Here is a 22,937-nt window from a genome sequence, read left to right as displayed (position 1 = left end):
CTTGCGCTTTCGATCTCTCGTCAGCGGGAGGCGAATTCTACAGCGTTACACGCTGCTGTCAACACCTCATTTCCTGCTTCGATGACTTGAAGCTGACACTTTCGAAATCGTTTAACTCTTTGAATCTCAAGGAGTTTTCCGTTTCGACTGCGCCGGAAGTGGGGCGAATTATAGGCCGATGGAATTCTGAGTCAAGCCCTAATTGAGCGACTCTATCAATTATACAAAAAAGCTTAAAAGCCGCTACCTATATAGAGGGGGCTAACGCCCCCTCTATATAGGTAGGCAGTTAAACAACACCCGACTTGCGCAACCCTTCCAGCACTCCCGAAGTCATCCCCAGGACCCGCTGCAGAACCTCCTGCGTATGCTCACCCAGCAAGGGTGGCGCATTACGGTATTCGACTGGCGTTGCAGATAACCGAATCGGGCTCGCCACCTGAGGCACAAGCCCAGCCAACACGTGAGGCAGCTCTATCGCCAAATGACGAGCCTGCACCTGAGGATCCTCAAACACCTGCGCCAAATCGTTGATAGGCCCGCAAGGCACACCAACCGCTTCCAACTCAGACACCCATTGCGCCGTTGTCCTGAACACAGTCGCCTGACGAATCAAAGGCACTAACACCAGACGATTCGCCACACGGGCTGCATTAGTCGCGAATCTGGGATCATCAGCCCACTCGGCATAACCCGCCACCTGCGCAAACTTCCTGAACTGACCGTCATTGCCGACAGTAAGAATGAAGTCGCCATCGGCTGTCGGAAAATCCTGATAGGGCACGATATTCGGATGGGCATTACCCAACCGCTTGGGCGATACGCCCGTAGTCAGGTAATTCATTGCCTGATTAGCCAGGCAGGCAACCTGGACATCCAACAGCGCCATATCAATATGCTGCCCACCGCCGTCATGTTGGCGATGAGCCAGCGCCGCCAGAATCGCAACCGTCGAATACAACCCGGTCAATATATCGGTCAGCGCCACACCCACCTTCACAGGCCCCGCCCCCTCGTCACCCTCAGGACGGCCCGTCAGACTCATCAAACCACCCAGGCCCTGAATCATAAAGTCATAACCGGCGCGCTTGGCATAAGGTCCCGTTTGACCGAATCCGGTAATTGAGCAATAGATCAAATCCGGATTCACGTCTTTAAGCGAGGCATAGTCCAGACCATAAGCCTGCAACCCGCCCACCTTAAAGTTCTCAATCAAAATGTCAGACTTCGCCGCCAGCTCGCGTACCAGTCGCTGACCTTCAGGCTTGGTGAAATCGATCGTCACAGACTGCTTGTTGCGATTGGCAGACAAGTAGTACGCGGCCTCGCCAGTACTCTCCCCATAAGCATCCTTAAGAAAGGGCGGGCCCCAAGCGCGCGTATCATCTCCATTGCCCGGACGCTCGACCTTGATGACCTCAGCCCCAAGGTCGGCCAGAATCTGGCCCGCCCATGGGCCGGCCAGTACCCGCGACAAATCCAGCACCCGCAAATGCGATAAAGCCCCCATGAGCCGCCCCCTCTATTAATAGAACGCCTGAAGACCTGTCTGCGCCCGACCAAGAATCAGAGCATGCACGTCATGGGTGCCTTCATAGGTATTCACCACTTCAAGGTTGACCAAGTGGCGCGCCACACCAAACTCATCAGAAATGCCATTCCCCCCCAGCATGTCACGCGCCATGCGAGCGATATCGAGTGACTTGCCGCACGAGTTACGCTTCATGATCGAAGTGATCTCCACCGCAGCAGTACCTTCGTCCTTCATTCTCCCCAAGCGTAGGCAACCTTGTAGCGCCAGCGTAATTTCAGTCTGCATATCCGCCAGTTTTTTCTGAATCAACTGTGTGGCCGCCAGTGGACGACCAAACTGCTGACGATCAAGCGTGTACTGGCGCGCGGTATGCCAACAGAACTCGGCAGCCCCGAGTGCACCCCACGAAATACCGTACCGGGCCGAATTCAGACAAGTGAAAGGCCCCTTCAGACCACGCACATCCGGAAAGATGTTCTCTTCAGGTACGAACACGTTATCCATAACGATTTCGCCGGTAATCGATGCCCGCAAACCTACCTTGCCGTGAATCGCAGGCGCACTCAGGCCTTTCCAACCCTTTTCCAGCACAAAGCCACGAATATCACCGGCATCATCTTTAGCCCACACCACAAACACATCAGCAATTGGACTGTTAGTGATCCACATCTTGGCGCCAGTCAGGCTGTAGCCACCTTCGACTTTGCGTGCACGCGTAATCATCGCTCCAGGATCAGAACCATGATTAGGCTCAGTCAGACCAAAGCATCCGATCCATTCACCTGAAGCCAACTTTGGCAGGTATTTCTGCTTCTGCGCTTCAGTGCCGAACTCATTGATAGGCACCATCACCAGCGACGACTGCACACTCATCATTGAACGGTAGCCCGAGTCCACACGCTCCACTTCCCGCGCAATCAAGCCATAGCTCACATAATTGAGGCCGCTGCCGCCGTATTGCTCGGGGATCATGGCCCCCAGCAAACCGGTCTCTCCCATTTCACGAAAAATGGCCGGATCAGTCTTCTCATGACGGAAGGCTTCAAGCACACGAGGCGCCAACTTGCTCTGAGCGAATTGCTCAGCACTGTCGCGCACCATGCGCTCTTCTTCAGTGAGCTGCTGATCCAGCAACAGTGGATCGATCCAGTTGAAGCTTGCCTTACCCGCCATGAGTGAATCCTCGCGAAATAGATCAAATGTCGTGGGCAGATCGTAGGCCCCACCTATATAGAAGGACAAACGAGGATTCGGAACTCTCTTGTGATAATTTCTCACTCCGTGGAGATCAAAAACGCCATATTTAAAGACCTTTAGTGAGGAAGCCGTACATGCGCCGCAAGATTCCCAGCACGTCCGCACTCATCAGTTTTGAAGCGGCAGCTCGCCACGAAAGCTTCACCAAAGCTGCGCATGAGCTTTCTCTGACCCAAGGTGCTATCTGCCGACAAATAGCCAGCCTCGAAGAATTCCTTGGCATCGAACTTTTCAGACGCTCAAAACGTGGCGTTAAGCTGACTGAAGCAGGGCTTTCCTACAGCCGACGTATTGCGACTCAACTGGATGCCGTCGAACGTGACACCCTCTCGATCATGGGGCAGCAAGGTGCCAACGTGATTGAACTCGCCGTAGTGCCCACCTTCGGCACGCAATGGCTGCTCCCGCGCCTCAAGGACTTCCAGCAGCAGCACCCCGACGTCACGGTCAACCTCACTAACCGCACACGCCCCTTTCTGTTTGCTGACACCGACTTTGACGCCGCTATCTATTTCGGTGATGCCGACTGGTCAGGTACTTCGTCCTACCGCTTGATGGGTGAAAACCCAGTCCCCGTATGCAGCCCTCGCCTGCTGCCGACCGAGAAAAGCCTTACACGAGACGCAATCGCTGAACTCCCGTTACTGCAACAAACCACCCGCCCCTATGCGTGGCGCCAGTGGTTTAACGCACAAGGTTTGAACGTACCCCGTGACATGACCGGGCCGCGCTACGAACTGTTCTCGATGCTGGCTCAGGCCGCTATGCACGACATGGGGATCGCATTGATCCCACCTTTCTTGATTCAACGTGAATTAGCCGAGCAACGCCTCGTGATAGCCAACACTGCAACGCTAGCGAGTACGAAGGCTTATCACTTGATGATCCCCGAACGCAAAATCGAGTCCGCCTCACTAAAGGCTTTTCGCGACTGGCTTATCCAGCAAGCCCAGCAATACAGCCTTAATTAACGCATTACATCGTCCATACGAGTTATGTAGCGCCTCATAAAAACACCCTACATATATACGTAAATGTCGCTTTTAAGCAGACTAAACTTATGTCTAACTGGACAAACCTGTAAGCCAGTAACCACGTGGCTTGCAGGGTATTTCTGAAAGTTATGCGCGGATAACTAAAAGAAATGTGAAAAATAGTCAAAAACATCCTTTAATGCCTAGAAGCCACGCCGTTACTGGCTTCAAAGCGACACTTGCGACATTCGGTCACGGCATGACTTGTAGTAAATATTCCGTCACCCTTCATAAGTTCTTGAAGGGCTAAATAATCGCCTGCATTATGCGGCGCCCCACCCTGATTCCGGTGGGGCCGTGCTGATCGGCCGCCCCAGTAGCACCATCCGAAGTGCACTGGATTTCTTATAAAAGATCACGCAGGAGATATGACGTGCACATTGGTGTTCCTCTCGAAACCCATACGGGTGAAACGCGGGTTGCTGCAACCCCGGAAACCATCAAGAAGCTGATCGGCCAGGGCCATAAAGTGACTGTTCAACGGGGTGCAGGTATCAATGCCAGCGTCATCGACAGTGCTTATGAAACCGCCGGCGCAACTATTGGCAGCGCCAATGACGTATTTGGCGCTGAGTTGATCCTGAAAGTCGTTGCGCCTGATGACAGCGAACTGGCCCTTATCAATAGCGGCACTGTGCTGATCGGCATGCTCAACCCGTTCAGCAATGAAGCCATTGCCAAACTGGCCAGCCATGGCATTACCGCATTCTCACTGGAGGCCGCGCCACGCACTTCTCGCGCGCAAAGTCTTGATGTGTTGTCTTCCCAAGCCAACATTGCCGGCTATAAAGCCGTACTACTGGCAGCCCATCATTACCCACGTTTCATGCCGATGTTGATGACCGCCGCTGGCACGGTAAAGGCCGCCCGCGTGCTGATCCTTGGCGCAGGCGTTGCGGGGCTTCAGGCCATTGCAACCGCCAAACGCCTGGGTGCCGTGATCGAAGCGTCTGATGTGCGACCTGCTGTTAAAGAGCAGATCGAGTCGCTGGGTGCCAAGTTTGTCGACGTGCCTTACGAAACCGACGAAGAGCGCGAATGCGCAGTGGGCGTTGGCGGCTATGCACGGCCAATGCCTGCGAGCTGGATGCAGCGTCAGGCACTGGCTGTGCACGAACGCGCCAAACAGGCCGACATCGTCATTACTACCGCACTGATCCCTGGGCGAAAGGCGCCAGTGCTGCTCAGCGCAGAAACCGTGGCGCAAATGAAACCGGGGTCAGTGGTCATCGACCTCGCCGCAGCCCAAGGCGGCAACTGCCCGCTGACCGTCGCGGATCAAGTGGTGGTCGAGCACGGCGTCACCATCGTCGGCCATACCAATCTGGCCGCCATGGTTGCTGCAGATGCTTCCGCGCTGTATGCCCGCAACCTGCTGGACTTCCTCAAACTGGTCTTCACCCCTGAAGGACAGTTCCAGATCAACCTAGAAGACGACATCGTCGCCGCGTGCCTGATGTGCCGCGACGGGCAAGTCGTGCGCAAAAACGGCTGAGGATAAAAACAATGGAAGAGCTGATCTCCCCCGGCATCTACAACCTGATCATCTTCGTGCTGGCCATCTATGTTGGCTATCACGTGGTCTGGAACGTTACACCTGCTTTGCACACGCCTCTGATGGCGGTCACCAATGCCATTTCGGCAATCGTGATCGTAGGTGCCATGCTCGCTGCTGCGCTGACAGTCACCCCGCTGGGCAAAACCATGGGCACCCTGGCTGTGGCATTAGCCGCCGTTAACGTATTTGGTGGATTTTTGGTCACCCGGCGAATGCTGGAAATGTTCAAGAAGAAAGCACCTAAAGCCAAAGAAGAGGTGCGCAAGCCATGAGCATGAACCTGGTCACTGTTCTTTATTTGATCGCATCAATATGTTTCATCCAGGCCCTTAAAGGCCTGTCGCATCCCACCACATCCCGTCGCGGCAACCTGTTCGGCATGCTCGGCATGGCGTTGGCGGTCATCACCACTGTAGGCCTGGTCTTCAAACTGGGCGCTGAAATAGCGACAGCGGGTATCGGCTATGTGATCGTCGGCCTGTTGGTCGGTGGTACGGCGGGGTCGATCATGGCCAAGCGTGTGGAAATGACCAAAATGCCAGAGTTGGTTGCCTTCATGCACAGCATGATCGGCCTGGCTGCGGTCTTCATTGCCATCGCCGCGGTGGTCGAGCCGCAATCACTGGGTATCGTCAAGCAACTGGGTGACGCCATTCCTGCGGGCAACCGCCTGGAGCTGTTCTTGGGCGCTGCGATTGGTGCCATCACGTTCTCCGGCTCTGTGATCGCCTTCGGCAAGCTTTCAGGCAAATACAAATTTCGCCTGTTCCAGGGCGCACCCGTGCAATTCAGTGGTCAGCACACGCTGAATCTGGTGCTGGGCCTGGCCACACTCGCGCTGGGCATCACCTTCATGCTAACCGGCAACCTCAACGCCTTCGCGCTGATGCTGGCACTGTCTTTTGTACTGGGTGTGCTCATCATCATTCCGATTGGTGGAGCGGACATGCCGGTCGTGGTGTCGATGCTCAACAGCTATTCGGGCTGGGCAGCTGCCGGGATTGGCTTCTCACTGAACAATTCAATGCTGATCATTGCCGGTTCGCTGGTGGGCTCTTCGGGCGCGATCCTGTCTTACATTATGTGCAAGGCGATGAATCGTTCTTTCTTTAACGTGATTCTGGGCGGCTTCGGCGGTGCAACGGATGCAGGCGGCCCGGCGGGTACGCAAGAAGCCCGGCCAGTCAAATCAGGCTCGGCTGACGATGCCACCTTCCTGCTGACCAACGCAGACACTGTCATCATCGTGCCGGGTTACGGCCTGGCGGTTGCACGCGCCCAACACGCCCTTAAAGAATTGACCGAAAAATTGACCCACCGCGGCGTCACTGTGAAATACGCGATCCACCCGGTGGCAGGTCGTATGCCCGGCCACATGAACGTCCTGCTGGCCGAGGCAGAAGTGCCTTACGACCAGGTGTTCGAGATGGAAGACATCAACTCCGAATTCGGACAGGCTGATGTCGTCCTGGTGCTTGGCGCCAACGACGTGGTCAACCCGGCCGCGAAAAACGACCCAAAATCGCCGATTGCGGGCATGCCGATTCTTGAGGCTTACAAAGCCAAGACCGTCATCGTCAACAAACGCTCGATGGCCAGTGGCTACGCCGGATTGGACAACGAACTGTTTTATCTGGACAAAACCATGATGGTCTTCGGTGACGCCAAGAAAGTTATTGAAGATATGGTCAAAGCGGTCGAGTAACATCCCCCGCCACTGCCACACCGAAAACCCCGGAGCTGAATTGACCGGGGTTTTTTATTTCTGCAAAGATCCCGACCAAAGGGTCTAAATCGCCGTCAGGCATTCGACCATGGTAGCGGGACGCCAGCCTTTGAAAATGAATAGACTGCGCATCTTGCTTCCGTTGCCCGAGATAACAATCCATGTACCGTGAACGTATTCGCCTAAATTCCCTACACGATAAGGTCATGAGCGCCGAAGAAGCCGCCGCCCTTATCCAAGACGGCATGACCGTTGGCATGAGCGGTTTTACCCGTGCCGGCGAAGCCAAAGCCGTTCCGCACGCGCTGGCCGAACGCGCCAAACTGGCGCCGCTGAAAATCACCCTGATGACGGGCGCCAGCCTGGGCAACGACCTGGACAAGCAATTGACCGAAGCCGGCGTACTGGCTCGTCGCATGCCGTTCCAGGTAGATAGCACACTGCGCAAGGCGATCAATGCCGGCGAAGTCATGTTCATCGACCAGCATTTGTCCGAAACCGTTGAGCAACTGCGTAACCAGCAGCTCAAGCTGCCGGATATCGCTGTGATTGAGGCCGTCGCGATTACCGAGCAAGGTCATATCGTTCCTACTACCTCCGTCGGCAACTCGGCCAGCTTCGCGATTTTCGCCAAACAAGTGATCGTTGAGATCAACCTGGCGCACAACCCGAATCTGGAAGGCCTGCACGACATCTACATTCCGACTTACCGCCCAACACGTACGCCTATCCCGTTGGTAAAAGTTGACGACCGCATCGGCAGCACTGCCATCCCGATCCCGCCGGAAAAAATCGTCGCTATCGTCATCACCAACAAGCCTGATTCACCGTCCACCGTTTCTGTACCGGACAGCGAAACCGACGGCATTGCGTTCCACCTGATCAACTTCTTCAAACAAGAAGTTGCAGCCGGGCGTATGACCAACAAGTTGGGTCCGCTGCAGGCCGGTATCGGCAACATCGCCAACGCCGTGATGTGCGGCCTGATCGACTCGCCGTTCGAAGACCTGACCATGTACTCCGAAGTACTACAGGATTCGACTTTTGACCTGATCGACGCTGGCAAGATGAGCTTCGCCTCGGGCAGCTCGATTACCTTGTCGGAGCGTCGCAACACGGACGTGTTCGGCAACCTGGAGCGCTACAAGGACAAACTGGTCCTGCGTCCACAAGAAATCTCCAACCACCCTGAAGTTGTGCGCCGTCTCGGCATCATCGGCATCAACACCGCGCTGGAATTCGACATCTACGGCAACGTGAACTCCACCCACGTCTGCGGCACCCGCATGATGAACGGCATCGGCGGTTCGGGCGACTTCGCCCGTAACGCGCACTTGGCGATCTTCGTAACCAAGTCGATCGCCAAGGCCGGTGCGATCTCCAGTGTAGTGCCGATGGTCAGCCACGTTGACCACACCGAACACGATGTGGACATTCTGGTAACCGAACAGGGTCTGGCCGACCTGCGCGGTCTGGCGCCACGCGAGCGCGCCCGAGTGATTATCGACAACTGTGTGCACCCGGACTTCCGTGAAGCACTCAACGACTACTTCAGCAAAGCCTGTGCAATCGGTGGCCACACCCCGCACATTCTGCGCGAAGCGTTGAGCTGGCATATCAACCTGGAAGAAACCGGTAAAATGCTCCCGTAATACGCGAGCTAGACAGCCGCCGACGAAAACACTGTTTTCACGGCGGCTTTTTTATGCGCGCTATTCCAAAAACTGTACTGCTGTACTGGTCATTTCCTACCCTTACAAGCCGCATTTCATACAAAATTGATTAAAAATGCACCAACTTAGTGCCTACCGGTACAGTTGTGCCCATTTACGCCCGTACAGCACCCCTAAACAGTTAACTGGCTCTGCACAATACAGGTGAACTGTATCTAGAGACTCTGGACGCGGAAGAGGATCATGGGCACCAGTTAAACCACTAGCCAATGCCGCCACAAGCGGAAGGATGCCATCATGGAACGTACCCTCAGTTCCGATTTGTTCACCGAAAGCAACACTGTCAAAAACCAGGCCTCGATGCCTTTGCGCGTACTTGCCAACCTGATGTTGTGGCAGCGCCGTATTTCCAGCCGCCATCAACTGGCTCGTCTGGACTCGCGCCTTCTGGCAGATGCCGGGATTAGCGAAGCACAGCGTTACGAAGAGCTGAGCAAGCCGTTCTGGCGCTAACACGCGCTCGCTGGCCCTGATTTACGATTCACCGCCAGCACCCAGAATTTGTAAAACAAAACCCGTCGCGGGCAACCGCTGACGGGTTTTGTCGTTTTAGGGCTTCTTTATGAGCAGTTAATGCGACAGGTACAGTTATAAATTCAAAAAAATAGACAAGTACAGTTTCAGATTCCAATACGTTTTCGCCTTATTTCAGCCCTTGGCCGTAAAACCTTCTTTGCCCTGCGCGGTACCGGGCCTACTATTCGGCTTATAAACGTCTAACTTATAAGCTCATGCCAAGGAGTATCACCATGCCCACTCTTCGCCTACTCAGCGCTGCGGCTTTGCTGGCTGTTGCTGCCAGCGCCCACGCTTCCAGCTTCATCGTGACCACAGACGCCATTGTAGGCACGCTTAAGGCCACTACAGATCTGACGTCCGATGCCACCAACTCCATCCGCGACAACAAAATCGTGCGCGCTGCCCGCGACGATGCCGCAAGCTTCGTGGCAAGTGAAGGCACTATCCGGGGGGTGAAACTCGAAAGCGCACTGGACTTCATCCGTCAGCAAGCACCACAACTGCAAGCGTCCGATGCACAACTGGCCCAGGCCATTCTGACCCTCTGATTTGCCGTGCCATTGCTGCCGGGCAGCGCGAGGCTATGTGCGACGTAACCCGAGCACAGCCTCGCCCTCGGACAGCGGGCACATCCACTTTGCCCTGCCCCGCCCATTACGCTAGCCTTGGCCCTCGCTCAACTAACGTCGAGACCCATGCGCTTTCTCTCAATTGCCCTACTTGCCTTTTGCTGGACTCAAACTGCAGCTGCCTTCGACACGAGCACGCAAACCACTGTGCTCACCGGGTATGTCACCAGCAAAGTGACCTCAGCACCCTTCGAAAACAAACTGATTCGTGCCGCTCAGGATGACGCTGCCGCTTTTATCGCCAGTGACGGCCAACTCCGAGGTTCCCGGCTGGAATCAGCCTTGCACTATTTGCGTCAGGACCAGCCAAAATTGACTGCCAGTGACCTTGAACTGGCACAAACAATTCTCGTCCAATAACTACCCGCGTTTTCTGGAGAATGTTCATGCGTAGCCCGTTGATTGCCGCCACCCTTGGCCTGCTGTTGTTGGCCGATGTGGCTCAGGCACAAACCCTGGTGCAAACCAGTAACATTATTGTTCGTGCGTTCGGACGCGCGATTGACTTCACGTCTGACACCACGACATCGATACGCGACTCCAAAGTGGTACGTGAAGCCCACGATGACGCCGCCACTTTCGTTGCCAGCCAAGGCAACATTCGCGGCGTCCAGTTGGAATCCGCCTTCAACACCTTGCGTGAGCGTGTGCCAGAAGCTCGCAGCGCCAGCGACCAGGAACTTGCCGAAGCTATCCTCGCACTGTGAGGCCACTCGCGCGTTGGCTTGCCGCCTGCGGCCTGCTGCTAATCGGCAGCAGCGCCCAGGCCGCGCTGCATCTGCAACTCAAGAGCGACGGCCTGAGCCCGGCTGAACAGCAGGCCAGTCAGGCGTTGCTGGACGAGGCCATGCAGAAGCTGCCACCGCGGTTTATCGAGCAACTGGACCGCCAGATCCTGGTGGGCTGGACCGATGACATGCCGAGCAACGCCTACGGGCAAGCTTCGTTGGTGGCCGAGCTGGATCTCAATCGCAAGCTGCTGACGAGTTTGACCGACGGCTCGGCCGCCACTGAGCAAACCAGTCGCCCCCACGGCACTGTGCGCCGGGAAATGCTCGCCACGGTGCTGCACGAACTGACCCACATTTATGACCGCGCCCGTTTGTGGCCGGACGCACAGCGCACGCTCATCCAGCGCTGCACGCGTCAGCACAACAGCGCCGGGCTGATTGGCCTGCCGGACGGGTGCCGGGGCCAAACCGAACGCCGTTTCACCCTCAGCGATGATCCGCGCCTGCTCGACCTGGCCGGCTGGCAACAATATGTCGGCCGTCGTGGCGAGCGTGAGCAAGACAATCACCAGATCGTCCGCAGCCCGGACTTGTACGAAGTCACCAACCCCCGGGAGTTTGTCGCGGTGAACATGGAGTATTTCCTCCTTGATCCGGCCTATGCCTGTCGCCGCCCGGCGCTGTATCGCTACTACAAGGAACACTTCGGTTGGGCCCCGGCTGCCCGGGATGAATGTTCCAAAGGCTTCGCCTTTCTCAATGCCGGCAATGATTTTGCCAAACAACCCCTCGGCACCGTCGACCCCGAGCGTGTGTATGCCGTCGATTACCTGCTTGCCGAAGCCAATCAGGAATGGGCCAGCCGCTGGGGCCACAGCATGTTGCGGCTGGTAATCTGCGCGCCCGGCCGTCCACGCGGCCCTGATTGCCGACTCGACCTGCAAGAACATCTGGTGTTGTCCTACCGGGCATTCGTCAACGACGTACAGTTATCGAGCTGGGACGGCCTGACCGGCGCCTACCCGTCGCGCCTCTTTGTCTTGCCACTGGCTCAGGTGATTGACGAATACACCAAGACCGAACTGCGCAGCCTCGCGTCTGTGCCCCTCACGCTGAGCCGCCCAGAAATCGAAGAAGTGGTCGAGCACGCGGCAGAGATGCACTGGAGCTATGACGGCAACTACTACTTCATTTCCAACAACTGCGCGGTCGAAACCCTGAAGTTGCTGCGCAGCGGCAGTGACAACGCGCAGCTCAAGGGCCTGGACAGCATCATGCCCAATGGCCTGCTGGAAGTGCTCAAAGCGCGTGGGCTGGCCGATACCCGCGTGCTGGATGACAAGAAAGAAGCGCTGCGCTTGGGTTACCGCTTTGACTCCTACCGCGATCGCTATCAAGCGATGTTCGATGTTCTCAAGACCCGCCTGCCGATCCAGCAAACCAGCGTCGAAGACTGGCTCGCCCTCAGTCCGGACGCTCGACGTCCGTGGGTCGAACAAGCCGATCTGCGCGCCAGCGCTGCGTTGTTGCTGCTTGAGCAAGCCGCGTTTCGCCGTCAATTATTGCTGGCTCAAGACGAAGTCAAACAGAAATACTTAAAAGTGCGCGGCATTGAAGGTGCCGGCATGGACAAGGCCAACAAGACGCTTCAAGAAATTCTCGCCAGCAGCGGCTTTCTCAGTCGCCCGGCGGAGTTGCTGGGCAGCAGCGGCTATGGCCTGCCACAGGCCCAAGAATGGGAAATGCTCGAATCCGAAAGCAGTCAGCGCCAGCAACAGCTACTGCGCCTGACCGGGGATCTGGACAAGGAAGTACGCAGCCTGCTGGAACCCGCCCGCGCCGCCGAAATTGCCGCGACCGAAGCCAACGTCAAACAGATCGGTGAGCATCTGCGGGCGATTCACAAGGCTTCAGGCGGCCTGCAATTGCCGTAAGCCTGTGTTCAGTGGTTACGCACCGGGCACAAAGTGTTTTTGTGCGGTGCCATGGGCGATCAGCCGCGAGAGGTAGCCCATCTTCGCGGCATCCTGATCCACAAAGCGGAAGGTCAGTTGCAACCAGTCGCTGTCAGGCTTGGGCTCGTAGGCAACGACCGCATGCAGGTAACCATTGAGACGTGCCACCTCGGCGCTCTCGCCCTGCTCTAGGTCAAGCACGGCGCTTTCCAGCACTTGAGGCAGCACGTCGCCACGACGCACCACCAGCAGCGCCTCCTTGAGGCTCAAGGCCTTAATGACGCATGCCTGTGTGCCACTGGAAAGGCGCAATTGACCCTGACCACGCCCTGCAGGTGTATGTGCCTTTGCCGCAGGTTTGGCTGCGACTGCCGGGCGTGCAACGGGTGCAGGCGCAGCGGCAGGCGTTGCAGCCACGGTCTGAGCCTTGCCGCCAGTCAATGCATTGAGCGAATCATTCCCGAATGCCGAGTTCATCCGCGTCGGCGCACTGGCCAGCAGGGTTTCGAGCTTTCCGGCCTTGTTCAGTGCGTGTTTGACCTTGGTCAGCAACTGCTCGTTGGTAAAGGGCTTGCTGACGTAACCCGACACACCCGCTTGAATCGCCTGCACCACGTTCTCTTTATCGCCACGGCTGGTGACCATGATGAACGGCAGGGTTCTCAAGTGATCTTGCTCGCGGCACCAGGTCAGCAGCTCAAGGCCGGACATTTCAGGCATTTCCCAGTCACACAGCACCAGGTCGAAGGTTTCGCGGGCCAGTATGGCCTGGGCTTTGCGACCGTTAACCGCGTCTTCGATCTTGATGCCCGGGAAGTAGTTACGCAGGCACTTTTTGACCAAATCGCGAATAAACGACGCGTCATCCACCACCAACACACTGACCTTGCTCATCGACTGCTCCTTTGAAATCTTGACTAGCATGCGCCGAATGATGGCCATGTGCCAAATCTTGGGGGCACCCCGAATGACTTTACGTTCGCAGAGCGCCTGAATGTGAACGCCGAAACGTAAAACGCCCGGCTAAAGCCGGGCGTTTTTAATCTCGGGCAGTCTTATTTATCGTCAGGCACCTGCGGAACATTAGCGTTATCCACACCCGTGCCTTCAACTTCTTCGCGCATACGCTTGAGGCCCATATGGCGCACATCCGTTCCGCGCACGAGGTAGATCACCAGCTCCGAAATATTGCGTGCGTGGTCGCCAATCCGCTCCAGCGAACGCAGTACCCAAATGATGCTCAGCACCCGCGAAATCGAACGCGGGTCTTCCATCATGTAAGTGGCCAGCTCACGCAGTGCCGTTTTGTATTCGCGGTCGATGATTTTGTCGTACTGCGCCACAGACAGCGCAAGGTCAGCATCGAAACGGGCGAAAGCGTCCAGGGCATCGCGCACCATGTTGCGCACCTGATCGCCAATGTGCCGCACTTCTACGTAACCGCGCGGCGCTTCGCCCTCTTCACAGAGCTGGATCGCACGGCGTGCAATTTTTGTCGCCTCGTCACCGATGCGCTCCAGGTCAATGACTGACTTGGAAATGCTGATAATCAGCCGCAAGTCAGAGGCCGCAGGCTGACGGCGGGCCAGAATGCGCAGGCATTCTTCGTCGATGTTGCGCTCCATCTGATTGATCTGTTCGTCAATTTCACGCACTTGCTGAGCCAGCCCGGAGTCGGCCTCGATCAACGCCGTGACCGCGTCGTTAACCTGCTTCTCGACCAGCCCGCCCATGGCCAGCAAGTGGCTGCGCACTTCTTCGAGTTCCGCGTTGAATTGCGCGGAAATGTGATGGGTGAGGCCATCCTTTGAAATCATGGTTCTGCTCCGCAAATCGGTGAGCGGCACGCGCCAGGCGGCCAGCCAATTGTGTCATTACGCCAAGCGGCAGGGGCCGCTCCCACTAGCCATAGCGCCCGGTGATGTAATCTTCGGTCTGCTTTTTGGCCGGGTTGGTGAACAGCGTGTCGGTGTCGCCGTATTCGACCATCTTGCCCATGTACATGAAGGCGGTGTAATCCGACACCCGCGCAGCCTGTTGCATATTGTGGGTCACGATCACGATGGTGAACTTGGACTTGAGCTCGTAAATCAGCTCTTCGACTTTCAGTGTCGAGATCGGGTCGAGTGCCGAACACGGCTCATCGAGCAGCAACACTTCGGGTTCAACCGCGATGGTACGGGCAATCACCAGACGCTGCTGCTGACCACCGGACAAGCCCAGCGCCGAGTCGTGCAGACGGTCTTTAACCTCATCCCACAACGCTGCACCTTTAAGGGCCCACTCCACGGCCTCGTCGAGGATGCGCTTTTTGTTGATGCCCTGAATGCGCAAGCCGTAGACCACGTTTTCGTAGATGGTCTTGGGGAACGGGTTGGGCTTCTGGAACACCATGCCCACACGACGACGCAGCTCGGCCACGTCTTCGCCCTTGCGGTAGATGTTATGGCCGTAGAGGTTGATTTCACCTTCGACGCGGCAACCGTCCACCAGATCGTTCATACGGTTAAATGTGCGCAGCAGCGTGGACTTGCCGCAACCCGACGGCCCGATGAACGCAGTCACCCGTTGTTTCGGGATGTTCAGGCTCACGTCGAACAATGCCTGCTTGTCGCCGTAATAAAGGTTTAACCCCGGGACTTCAATGGCGACTTCTTCATTGGCCAGGTTCAAGCTTTGTTTGCTGCGACCCAAGGCCGACATGTTGATGCCGTGGGACGTGGATTCATGCTGCATGGGTTGCTCCATACGCTAAAAATTCGTTCCGGTTACTAAAAACCGGGCTTCTCGTTGGCAGAAGGGCCGATGGGCCGCGCCTGCCATCTATGTTCGTTATCAGCTTTCCAGCGCCTTGTACTTCTCGCGCAGGTGGTTGCGAATCCACACCGCCGACAGGTTCAGGGTCGCGATCACCAGCACCAGCAGCAGCGCCGTGGCGTATACCAGCGGCCGCGCGGCTTCAACGTTCGGGCTCTGGAAGCCCACGTCATAAATATGGAAGCCCAGGTGCATGATCTTCTGGTCCAAATGCAGGTACGGGTAGTTGCCGTCCAGCGGCAGCGACGGCGCCAGCTTGACCACACCCACCAGCATCAGCGGTGCCACTTCACCCGCTGCCCGCGCCACGGCGAGGATCATGCCGGTCATCATGGCCGGGCTGGCCATCGGCAATACGATCTTCCACAGCGTCTCGGACTTGGTCGCACCCAGCGCCAGCGAACCTTCGCGCACCGTACGCGGAATACGCGCCAGCCCCTCTTCAGTGGCCACAATCACCACCGGGACGGCCAGCAGCGCCAGCGTCAGCGAGGCCCACATCAGGCCCGGCGTACCGAAGGTTGGCGCGGGCAGTGCCTCGGCAAAGAACAGTCGGTCAACCGACCCGCCCAGCACGTACACAAAGAAGCCCAGACCAAACACGCCGTACACAATTGCCGGCACACCGGCCAGGTTATTCACAGCAATACGGATCACGCGGGTCAGGGTGTTCTGCTTGGCGTATTCACGCAGGTACACCGCCGCCAGCACGCCGAACGGGGTCACGATCACAGCCATGATCAGGGTCATCATCACGGTGCCGAAAATCGCCGGGAAAATACCGCCTTCCGTGTTGGCTTCTCGCGGGTCTTCGCTGAGGAATTCCCAAATGTTACTGAAATACATCGCCAGCTTCTGCCAGCTGTTCATGGCGTTCGGCTGGTAGGCCTTGACCACTTTGCCGATGTTGATTTCCAGCTCTTTACCGTTGGCATCGCGGGCCGTCAGGCTGTCGCGATTGAACTGGGCATGCAGATCACCCAAGCGGTCTTCAATCGCTTTGTAGCGCGCATTCAGCTCGGCACGTTCGGCTTCCATGTCCGCTTGGGCTTGCGGTGTCAGTTTGCCTTCCAGCTCCAGCTTGCGGCCCTGCAGACGAATCCGCTCAAGCCCATAGTTGATGGCGCCGATGTCTTTCTTTTCCAGCTGGCTGAGTTGCTTGGCCAGCTCGTTAACGCGCTTGACCCGCGCCTGCAGCTCAGGCCACGCCGCTTCACCTTCGGCAATCACCTTGCCGTTTTCTTTCACATTGACCAGATAGCCGTAGAAGTTACCCCACTCGCGACGCTCGACCGCCAGCAACTCGGGCGGCGTCTTCTGGTCGGTCAGCCACTCGCCCACCACCCACGAAAAGTCGTTGCCGTTGAGGTCGCGGTTGCCGACCTTGATCAGCTCGCGGGTCATGAATTCGGGGCCTTGTTCCGGCACCGGTAAACCGGCGCTTTTCAGGCGTTCGCGGGGCACTTCTTCCTTTTGCACCACTTCGCCCAGCACCACGTGATTGGCTGAGCCCGGCACGTTGTACTGCGCCAGCACCAAATCAGCCGGCCAAAAGTGGCCCAGCCCGCGCACGGCAATCACTGCCAGCAAACCAATGGTCATGATGACCGCGAGCGACACCGCGCCACCGCTGATCCAGACGCCCGGGGCGCCGCTCTTGAACCAACCTTTGAGGGAATTCTGTTTCACAGACTTCTACCTTCCTTAAAGCGACGAATATTTCTTGCGCAGACGCTGACGGATCAGCTCGGCGAGAGTGTTCATGATGAAGGTGAACAACAGCAGCACCAACGCCGAGAGGAACAGCACGCGGTAGTGACTGCCGCCCACTTCGGATTCAGGCATCTCCACCGCCACGTTCGCCGCCAAAGTCCGCAAGCCTTCGAACAGGTTCATTTCCATGACCGGCGTGTTGCCAGTGGCCATCAGCACGATCATGGTCTCGCCTACCGCACGGCCCATGCCGATCATCAGTGCCGAGAAAATGCCCGGGCTGGCGGTCAGGATGACCACGCGGGTCATGGTTTGCCACGGCGTGGCACCCAGCGCCAGCGAACCCAGCGTCAGGCCGCGCGGCACGCTGAACACGGCATCTTCAGCAATCGAGTAAATGTTCGGGATCACTGCAAAACCCATCGCCAGGCCGACGACCAGAGCGTTGCGCTGGTCATAGGTGATACCCAGGTCGTGGGAGATCCACAAGCGCATGTCGCCGCCGAAGAACCATGCTTCCATGAACGGGCTCATGTACAGCGACAGCCAGCCAATGAACAGAATCACCGGAATCAAAATCAGGCTTTCCCAGCCATCCGGCACGCGCAGGCGGATGGACTCCGGCAGACGACTCCAAGTGAAGCCCGCCAGCAAAATCCCGATCGGCAACAGCATCAGTAGGCTAAAAATCCCCGGCAAATGCCCTTCCACATACGGGGCCAGGAACAGGCCGGCGAAGAAGCCCAGAATCACTGTCGGCATCGCTTCCATCAGTTCGATCACCGGCTTGACCTTACGGCGCAGGCTCGGGGCCATGAAGTAAGCGGTGTAAATAGCCGCGGCAACTGCCAGCGGGGCAGCCAGCAACATCGCGTAGAACGCGGCTTTCAACGTACCGAAGGTCAAAGGCGCGAGGCTCATCTTCGGTTCGAAGTCGGTGTTGGCCGCAGTTGATTGCCAGACGTATTTCGGTTCGTCGTAGTTCTCGTACCAGACCTTGCTCCACAGCGCGCTCCAGGACACTTCCGGGTGCGGGTTCTTCAAGGTCAGCGGCAGCAGCTTGCCGCCCTCTTCCACGATGATGCGGTTGGCGCGTGGTGACAGCGCCATGATGCCGGGGCCTTCAGCGACCTTCTCGACCAGCAGAGTACGGTGCGCGGTGCTGTGGAACACACCAATTTCACCTGCGGCGTCCAGCGCCAGGAAACCTTTGCGGCGTTGTTCGGCGGTGATTTCAACAATCGGTGAGTCGCCCATTTTGAAGCTGCGAATGTGCTTGAAACGCTGTTCACCATCTGGGTCGCGGGCCATGAACCACTGGCTCAGGGTGCCGGTGGAATCACCCAGGATCAGCGAAATGCCACCCACCAACTGGGTACTGGCCGTGATTTCAGTGGTGGCGTCTTCAGCCAATTTGTAACGGCCATTCAAGCTTTTTTCGCGCAGGCTGAACACGTCCGCTTGAGCACGACCATTGATGACATACAGCCATTGCTGACGCGGGTCGATGTACAACGCTTTGACCTTCTCGGTCATCTGCGGCAACTCGATGCGGGTTTCGGAGTTCGTGACCTCACCCGTCATCATGTTTTCTTCACTGGCCAACGACAGCACGTGCAACTGCGCGCCGGTAGAACCGGCCAGCACCAGCGTTGAATCGTTCACGCTGAGGTTCACGTGATCCAGCGCACGCCCTTGAGGATCAAGCGCGACAGGCGCCTGACCGTACGGGTATTCGATGGCCGGGGTGATGGTCTTGTTGCCATCCGGGTAGCTGACTTTATACGTGTGGCGGAACACCAGCGCCTGGCCATTGGACAAGCCCAAGGCCACCACCGGGTTACCCGGTTGATCCTCACCCAGCGACGTCACATGAGTGTCGGCAGGCAGCGGCAGGTTCACGCGGGAGAGCTCATCGCCGTTCTTGGCATTGAAAAACAGCACCATGCCCTGATCGGACACGCGCATACCGACCTGATTCTGCTCTTCAACCGACAGCATCAACGGCTTGCCTGCGTCCTGCATCCACACAGGCGTAATCGCCTGCTTGGCATTCAGGTCGGCGCCCTGAAACAGTGGCAGCACCACATACCCGAGGAAGAAGAAAATCAGGGTGATCGCGCCGAGCACGGCAAGACCGCCGATAAATACATACCAGCGGGTCAGGTGATCTTTAAGCGCGCGGATGCGGCGCTTGCGTTGCAGTTCAGGCGTATTGAAATCAATGCGCTTGGGAGCGGATGTCGTAGTCATTGGGGAATTGGCCAGATCATTCATGCGCACACCCTAGCGGTCCTGTATGACAAAAAGATGACAAAGCAGTGACGCAAAAAAGCCGCTGCCCAGTGGGGCTGGCAGCGGAGTGGAAAATTAAGTAGTTACCGGGCTCAGAACCTGATGTCGCGGCCGCAGGCTGCATGCCTTGATTACAGCCTGAGGCAGCAACTACAGGGTTATGCGCCTTCTTTCAAACCCAGGTCGGCCAAGGCTTTGGCAGCAACTTTGGCGGGCAGCGGGATGTAGCCATCCTTGACCACGACTTCTTGACCTTGTTTGGACAGCACCAGCTTGATGAACTCGGCTTCCAGCGGGTTCAGCGGCTTGTTCGGTGCTTTGTTCACGTACACGTAAAGGAAACGCGACAGCGGGTATTTGCCGTTCAATGCGTTCTCTTCAGTGTCTTCAACGAACTCAGTGCTGCCTTTCTTGGCCAGCGGCACGGTTTTCACGCTGGCGGTCTTGTAACCGATGCCCGAATAACCGATGCCGTTCAGCGAGCTGCTGATCGACTGCACCACCGAGGCCGAGCCCGGTTGCTCGTTCACGTTTGGCTTGAAGTCACCTTTGCACAAGGCTTCTTCTTTGAAGTAGCCGTACGTACCGGACACCGAGTTACGACCAAACAGTTGCACCGGCTTGTTGGCCAGATCGCCGGTCACTCCCAGGTCACCCCAGGTTTTGATGTCCGATTTGCCGCCACACAGACGCGTGGAGGAGAAGACAGCGTCAACTTGCTCCATGGTCATGTGCTTGATCGGGTTGTCTTTGTGCACGAACACCGCCAAGGCATCGACGGCCACCGGGATGGCGGTCGGCTTGTAGCCGTACTTCTGCTCGAAGGCTGCCAGTTCGTTGTCTTTCATCTTGCGGCTCATCGGGCCCAGGTTAGCGGTGCCTTCTGTAATCGCAGGGGGCGCGGTCGAGGAACCGGCAGCCTGAATCTGGATATTGACGTTCGGGTATTCTTTTTTGTAGGCCTCAGCCCACAAGGTCATCAGGTTCGCCAGGGTATCGGAACCAACGCTGGAGAGGTTACCCGACACACCAGTGGTCTTAACGTACGGCTGGATTGCCGGATCAACACCCGCGGCAACCGCATTCGCAGTTGCAACGCCTGCGGCGACAAAAGTCAGGGCCGCCATCACACGCTTCAGTCTCATGCCTTACTCCTAGCAAACGGGGTTAGATGAATCGGGGGCCAGTATCTGCAGGCCATGTGACTACTCTATGAACCGATTGTGACAATTAGATGAAAGGCCAGCATTCGCAATGAATGGCTGGCCTTCCAGAGAAGTGGCGCGGGCGCGCCCTAGGGCTAGAGGCCGGGGGTCAGCGGCCTTTCTTCCACAGATAAGCACCGACCAATAAACCCATGGTGCAAATGATTGCAACGTAATACGCCGGGCCCATCGGGCTTTCTTTGAGCAGCAACGTCACGGCCATCGGGGTCAGACCGCCGAAAATCGCGTACGCCAGGTTGTAGGAAAACGACAAACCGCTGAAACGCACAACGGGCGGGAACGCTTTAACCATGACATACGGCACCGCCCCGATGGTGCCTACAAACAAACCACTCAATGCGTACAGCGGAAACAACCAATCCGGGTGTTGCAACAGGCTGTGATAGAAGGTCCACGAGGTAATCAACAGCGCAGCACAGCCGAAGACGAACACCTTGCCCGCACCAAATCGGTCCGCCAATGCGCCCGACGCGATGCATCCCAAGCTCAGGAAAACAATGGCCAGGCTGTTGGCTTTCAATGAAACCGTGGCCGAGAAACCATAAATGGTTTGCAGCACGGTCGGGGTCATCAAGATCACCACGATGATCCCGGCCGACAACAACCATGTCAGCAGCATCGACACTGCGATGGCACCACGGTGGTCACGCAAGACAGTTTTGAGCGGCACTTCTTCGGCCAGTGCCTTGCGCAGTTGCAACTCGGCAAACACCGGGGTTTCATGCAACCAGCGACGCAAGTAGACCGAAAACAAACCAAATACGCCGCCGAGCAAGAAGGAAATACGCCACGCGTAGTCAGACACTTCCATCGGGGTGTAAAGGGTGTTGATGGCCGTGGCCACCAGCGAGCCCAGCAAAATACCCGCTGTCAGGCCGCAGGTCAGCGTGCCGCAGGCGTAGCCCACATGCCGTGGCGGTACGTGCTCGGCCACAAAGACCCACGCGCCCGGCACTTCACCCCCAATGGCCGCACCCTGAATAACGCGCATCAGCAGCAACAGGATCGGCGCCCACATGCCGATCTGCGCATACGTCGGCAGCAAACCCATGATCAGCGTCGGTACAGCCATCATGAAAATGCTCAAGGTGAACATCTTCTTGCGCCCCAGCAGGTCGCCAAAGTGCGCCATGACAATGCCGCCCAGTGGCCGTGCGAGATAACCGGCAGCGAAAATGCCGAAGGTTTGCATCAGTCGTAGCCACTCGGGCATATCGGCCGGGAAAAACAGCTTGCCGACGACCGTGGCAAAGAACACAAAAATAATGAAATCGTAAAACTCCAGCGCGCCGCCCAAGGCAGACAACGAGAGTGTTTTGTAGTCATTACGGGTCAAGGGACGCGAAGGTGGCGCAGCACTGGAAGGCTCGGTGATCATAGGATTTGGGCATCTCTTATTAGGCTAGGCAAAAGCGGCAACGCCCCAGGCATAGGCCGGGCGGTCACGAACGATAACAAATTGCCTGCAAAAGCACAGAGGTAGACGTGTCGCCCCTTTAAAAAGCAGAATCAGACGGTCGTAGACGGCGTTGCCGACCGATATACTCGCGGACCGTAAGCAACGACCTGCGGATTTTGAGTGGCTGTACGACACGCCCTAATGCGTCCCTTCAGCCGATACCTCGAAGTTGTTTCCCCTTGGTGCGGCTTGGGAAGAACGTGACGAACGGAGTATGTTCGGGCTGAATCGTTTTTCTAAAGACGCTTTTTCACCCGCAATACACATGATGAATCACGGGTCAGAGGCCCTTCGGCATGCTAGAGCTCGAACAAGAAGATCCAATCCCGCAAGGCGACCTGGCCTTGCAAATTACTGCACTGCCACGCGAAACCAATGGTTTCGGTGATATTTTCGGCGGTTGGCTGGTGTCCCAGATGGACCTCGCTGGCACGGCCATGGCCAGCAAAGTGGCAGGCGGGCGTGTCGCCACCGTCGCCATTGACCGCATGGCGTTTCTGGTCCCAGTGGCAGTCGGTGCCCAACTGTCCTTCTATACCCAAGCCCTGGAAATCGGCCGCAGCTCGATCCAGATGATGGTCGAAGTGTGGAGCGACGACCCGCTGTCCAGCGAATGGCGCAAAGTGACCGAAGCCGTATTTGTGTTCGTCGCCATCGATGGCAGCGGCCGCACGCGCTCGGTGCCGCCACGGCGTTAAACCTGACGGCGTTTTGCCTGTCTACTGCTGCCCTTGTCCTGTAAAGAGAGCCT

General features: G+C 57.1%; 20 protein-coding genes. 11 read left to right on the top strand and 9 right to left on the bottom strand.

Annotation, left to right across the window (positions count from 1 at the left end):
* Nucleotides 1-289: 289 nt before the first annotated feature.
* The gene (locus HBN61_RS12565) at nt 290-1,510 is read right to left on the bottom strand and encodes a CaiB/BaiF CoA transferase family protein (protein WP_170046891.1); all 1,221 of its coding nucleotides are present in this window, start codon (nt 1,508-1,510) and stop codon (nt 290-292) included.
* 15 nt (nt 1,511-1,525) lie between these two features.
* Nucleotides 1,526-2,707, bottom strand: coding sequence for an acyl-CoA dehydrogenase (locus HBN61_RS12560; RefSeq protein WP_094994132.1), 1,182 nt, complete (start codon nt 2,705-2,707; stop codon nt 1,526-1,528).
* Between the two features lie 158 nt (nt 2,708-2,865).
* Here HBN61_RS12560 and HBN61_RS12555 point away from each other — a divergent pair, with 158 nt between their 5' ends.
* The 10 genes from HBN61_RS12555 (at nt 2,866) to HBN61_RS12510 (ending at nt 12,655) form a co-directional block, all read left to right on the top strand.
* Nucleotides 2,866-3,762 carry a LysR family transcriptional regulator gene (locus HBN61_RS12555; RefSeq protein WP_094994131.1) on the top strand — a complete coding sequence of 299 codons (897 nt, stop codon included), beginning with the start codon at nt 2,866-2,868 and terminating at the stop codon, nt 3,760-3,762.
* Nucleotides 3,763-4,198: 436 nt separating this feature from the next.
* Nucleotides 4,199-5,320: a Re/Si-specific NAD(P)(+) transhydrogenase subunit alpha gene (locus tag HBN61_RS12550; RefSeq protein ID WP_170046890.1), complete on the top strand. Its 1,122-nt coding sequence runs from the start codon at nt 4,199-4,201 to the stop codon at nt 5,318-5,320.
* 11 nt (nt 5,321-5,331) lie between these two features.
* On the top strand, nt 5,332-5,655 hold the full coding sequence (locus HBN61_RS12545; protein WP_003438157.1) for an NAD(P) transhydrogenase subunit alpha part 2: 324 nt from the start codon (nt 5,332-5,334) through the stop codon (nt 5,653-5,655).
* Nucleotides 5,652-7,088, top strand: coding sequence for an NAD(P)(+) transhydrogenase (Re/Si-specific) subunit beta (locus HBN61_RS12540; protein ID WP_094994128.1), 1,437 nt, complete (start codon nt 5,652-5,654; stop codon nt 7,086-7,088). Before HBN61_RS12545 ends, HBN61_RS12540 begins: the two co-directional genes overlap by 4 nt.
* Before the next feature lie 182 nt (nt 7,089-7,270).
* Complete coding sequence (scpC, locus tag HBN61_RS12535; protein ID WP_094994127.1) at nt 7,271-8,761, top strand: succinyl-CoA:acetate CoA-transferase ScpC; 1,491 nt, start codon at nt 7,271-7,273, stop codon at nt 8,759-8,761.
* A 318-nt stretch (nt 8,762-9,079) separates the two neighbouring features.
* The gene (locus HBN61_RS12530) at nt 9,080-9,295 is read left to right on the top strand and encodes a DUF1127 domain-containing protein (protein WP_094994126.1); all 216 of its coding nucleotides are present in this window, start codon (nt 9,080-9,082) and stop codon (nt 9,293-9,295) included.
* Between the two features lie 296 nt (nt 9,296-9,591).
* Nucleotides 9,592-9,909 (top strand): DUF2388 domain-containing protein, encoded by a 318-nt coding sequence (locus HBN61_RS12525; RefSeq protein WP_094994125.1) that lies wholly within the window; start codon nt 9,592-9,594, stop codon nt 9,907-9,909.
* 147 nt (nt 9,910-10,056) lie between these two features.
* The gene (locus HBN61_RS12520) at nt 10,057-10,350 is read left to right on the top strand and encodes a DUF2388 domain-containing protein (protein WP_170046889.1); all 294 of its coding nucleotides are present in this window, start codon (nt 10,057-10,059) and stop codon (nt 10,348-10,350) included.
* A gap of 26 nt (nt 10,351-10,376) precedes the next feature.
* Entirely contained in the window at nt 10,377-10,697 is a 321-nt protein-coding gene (locus tag HBN61_RS12515; RefSeq protein WP_170046888.1) for a DUF2388 domain-containing protein, read from the top strand.
* A complete protein-coding gene (locus HBN61_RS12510; RefSeq protein WP_170046887.1) occupies nt 10,694-12,655 on the top strand; it encodes a DUF7844 domain-containing protein in 1,962 nt (653 codons plus the stop codon). Before HBN61_RS12515 ends, HBN61_RS12510 begins: the two co-directional genes overlap by 4 nt.
* Before the next feature lie 15 nt (nt 12,656-12,670).
* Here HBN61_RS12510 and HBN61_RS12505 read toward each other — a convergent pair whose 3' ends face one another.
* From HBN61_RS12505 to HBN61_RS12475, 7 genes are all read right to left on the bottom strand, one after another.
* A complete protein-coding gene (locus HBN61_RS12505) occupies nt 12,671-13,570 on the bottom strand; it encodes a response regulator (RefSeq protein WP_094994121.1) in 900 nt (299 codons plus the stop codon).
* A 161-nt stretch (nt 13,571-13,731) separates the two neighbouring features.
* The gene (gene phoU, locus HBN61_RS12500) at nt 13,732-14,493 is read right to left on the bottom strand and encodes a phosphate signaling complex protein PhoU (protein WP_094994120.1); all 762 of its coding nucleotides are present in this window, start codon (nt 14,491-14,493) and stop codon (nt 13,732-13,734) included.
* A gap of 85 nt (nt 14,494-14,578) precedes the next feature.
* On the bottom strand, nt 14,579-15,412 hold the full coding sequence (gene pstB / locus HBN61_RS12495) for a phosphate ABC transporter ATP-binding protein PstB (RefSeq protein WP_094994119.1): 834 nt from the start codon (nt 15,410-15,412) through the stop codon (nt 14,579-14,581).
* 99 nt (nt 15,413-15,511) lie between these two features.
* Nucleotides 15,512-17,182, bottom strand: a complete 1,671-nt coding sequence (pstA, locus tag HBN61_RS12490; protein ID WP_094994118.1) for a phosphate ABC transporter permease PstA — start codon at nt 17,180-17,182, stop codon at nt 15,512-15,514.
* A 15-nt stretch (nt 17,183-17,197) separates the two neighbouring features.
* Nucleotides 17,198-19,483 carry an ABC transporter permease subunit gene (locus HBN61_RS12485; protein WP_094994117.1) on the bottom strand — a complete coding sequence of 762 codons (2,286 nt, stop codon included), beginning with the start codon at nt 19,481-19,483 and terminating at the stop codon, nt 17,198-17,200.
* 176 nt (nt 19,484-19,659) lie between these two features.
* On the bottom strand, nt 19,660-20,646 hold the full coding sequence (locus HBN61_RS12480; protein WP_047279100.1) for a phosphate ABC transporter substrate-binding protein PstS: 987 nt from the start codon (nt 20,644-20,646) through the stop codon (nt 19,660-19,662).
* A gap of 169 nt (nt 20,647-20,815) precedes the next feature.
* Nucleotides 20,816-22,105, bottom strand: a complete 1,290-nt coding sequence (locus tag HBN61_RS12475) for an MFS transporter (protein WP_170046886.1) — start codon at nt 22,103-22,105, stop codon at nt 20,816-20,818.
* 377 nt (nt 22,106-22,482) lie between these two features.
* Here HBN61_RS12475 and HBN61_RS12470 point away from each other — a divergent pair, with 377 nt between their 5' ends.
* Nucleotides 22,483-22,884, top strand: a complete 402-nt coding sequence (locus HBN61_RS12470) for an acyl-CoA thioesterase (RefSeq protein WP_003438129.1) — start codon at nt 22,483-22,485, stop codon at nt 22,882-22,884.
* Nucleotides 22,885-22,937: the final 53 nt, after the last annotated feature.

The sequence above is a fragment of the Pseudomonas sp. WS 5071 genome (genome assembly GCF_012985765.1).
Taxonomy (GTDB): domain Bacteria; phylum Pseudomonadota; class Gammaproteobacteria; order Pseudomonadales; family Pseudomonadaceae; genus Aquipseudomonas; species Aquipseudomonas lundensis_A.
This window is presented reverse-complemented; position numbering and strand designations above follow the sequence as displayed.

Excerpts from the sequence above, each read along its gene's own strand:
- HBN61_RS12480 (WP_047279100.1), bottom strand. The coding sequence starts at position 20,646 with ATGAGACTGAAGCGTGTGATGGCGGCCCTGACTTTTGTCGCCGCAGGC.
- HBN61_RS12505 (WP_094994121.1), bottom strand. The coding sequence starts at position 13,570 with ATGAGCAAGGTCAGTGTGTTGGTGGTGGATGACGCGTCGTTTATTCGC.
- HBN61_RS12485 (WP_094994117.1), bottom strand. The coding sequence starts at position 19,483 with ATGAATGATCTGGCCAATTCCCCAATGACTACGACATCCGCTCCCAAG.
- HBN61_RS12555 (WP_094994131.1), top strand. The coding sequence starts at position 2,866 with ATGCGCCGCAAGATTCCCAGCACGTCCGCACTCATCAGTTTTGAAGCG.
- phoU (WP_094994120.1), bottom strand. The coding sequence starts at position 14,493 with ATGATTTCAAAGGATGGCCTCACCCATCACATTTCCGCGCAATTCAAC.
- HBN61_RS12560 (WP_094994132.1), bottom strand. The coding sequence starts at position 2,707 with ATGGCGGGTAAGGCAAGCTTCAACTGGATCGATCCACTGTTGCTGGAT.
- HBN61_RS12475 (WP_170046886.1), bottom strand. The coding sequence starts at position 22,105 with ATGATCACCGAGCCTTCCAGTGCTGCGCCACCTTCGCGTCCCTTGACC.
- HBN61_RS12540 (WP_094994128.1), top strand. The coding sequence starts at position 5,652 with ATGAGCATGAACCTGGTCACTGTTCTTTATTTGATCGCATCAATATGT.
- HBN61_RS12530 (WP_094994126.1), top strand. The coding sequence starts at position 9,080 with ATGGAACGTACCCTCAGTTCCGATTTGTTCACCGAAAGCAACACTGTC.
- scpC (WP_094994127.1), top strand. The coding sequence starts at position 7,271 with ATGTACCGTGAACGTATTCGCCTAAATTCCCTACACGATAAGGTCATG.
- HBN61_RS12525 (WP_094994125.1), top strand. The coding sequence starts at position 9,592 with ATGCCCACTCTTCGCCTACTCAGCGCTGCGGCTTTGCTGGCTGTTGCT.
- HBN61_RS12515 (WP_170046888.1), top strand. The coding sequence starts at position 10,377 with ATGCGTAGCCCGTTGATTGCCGCCACCCTTGGCCTGCTGTTGTTGGCC.
- HBN61_RS12470 (WP_003438129.1), top strand. The coding sequence starts at position 22,483 with ATGCTAGAGCTCGAACAAGAAGATCCAATCCCGCAAGGCGACCTGGCC.
- HBN61_RS12520 (WP_170046889.1), top strand. The coding sequence starts at position 10,057 with ATGCGCTTTCTCTCAATTGCCCTACTTGCCTTTTGCTGGACTCAAACT.
- pstB (WP_094994119.1), bottom strand. The coding sequence starts at position 15,412 with ATGCAGCATGAATCCACGTCCCACGGCATCAACATGTCGGCCTTGGGT.
- HBN61_RS12565 (WP_170046891.1), bottom strand. The coding sequence starts at position 1,510 with ATGGGGGCTTTATCGCATTTGCGGGTGCTGGATTTGTCGCGGGTACTG.
- HBN61_RS12545 (WP_003438157.1), top strand. The coding sequence starts at position 5,332 with ATGGAAGAGCTGATCTCCCCCGGCATCTACAACCTGATCATCTTCGTG.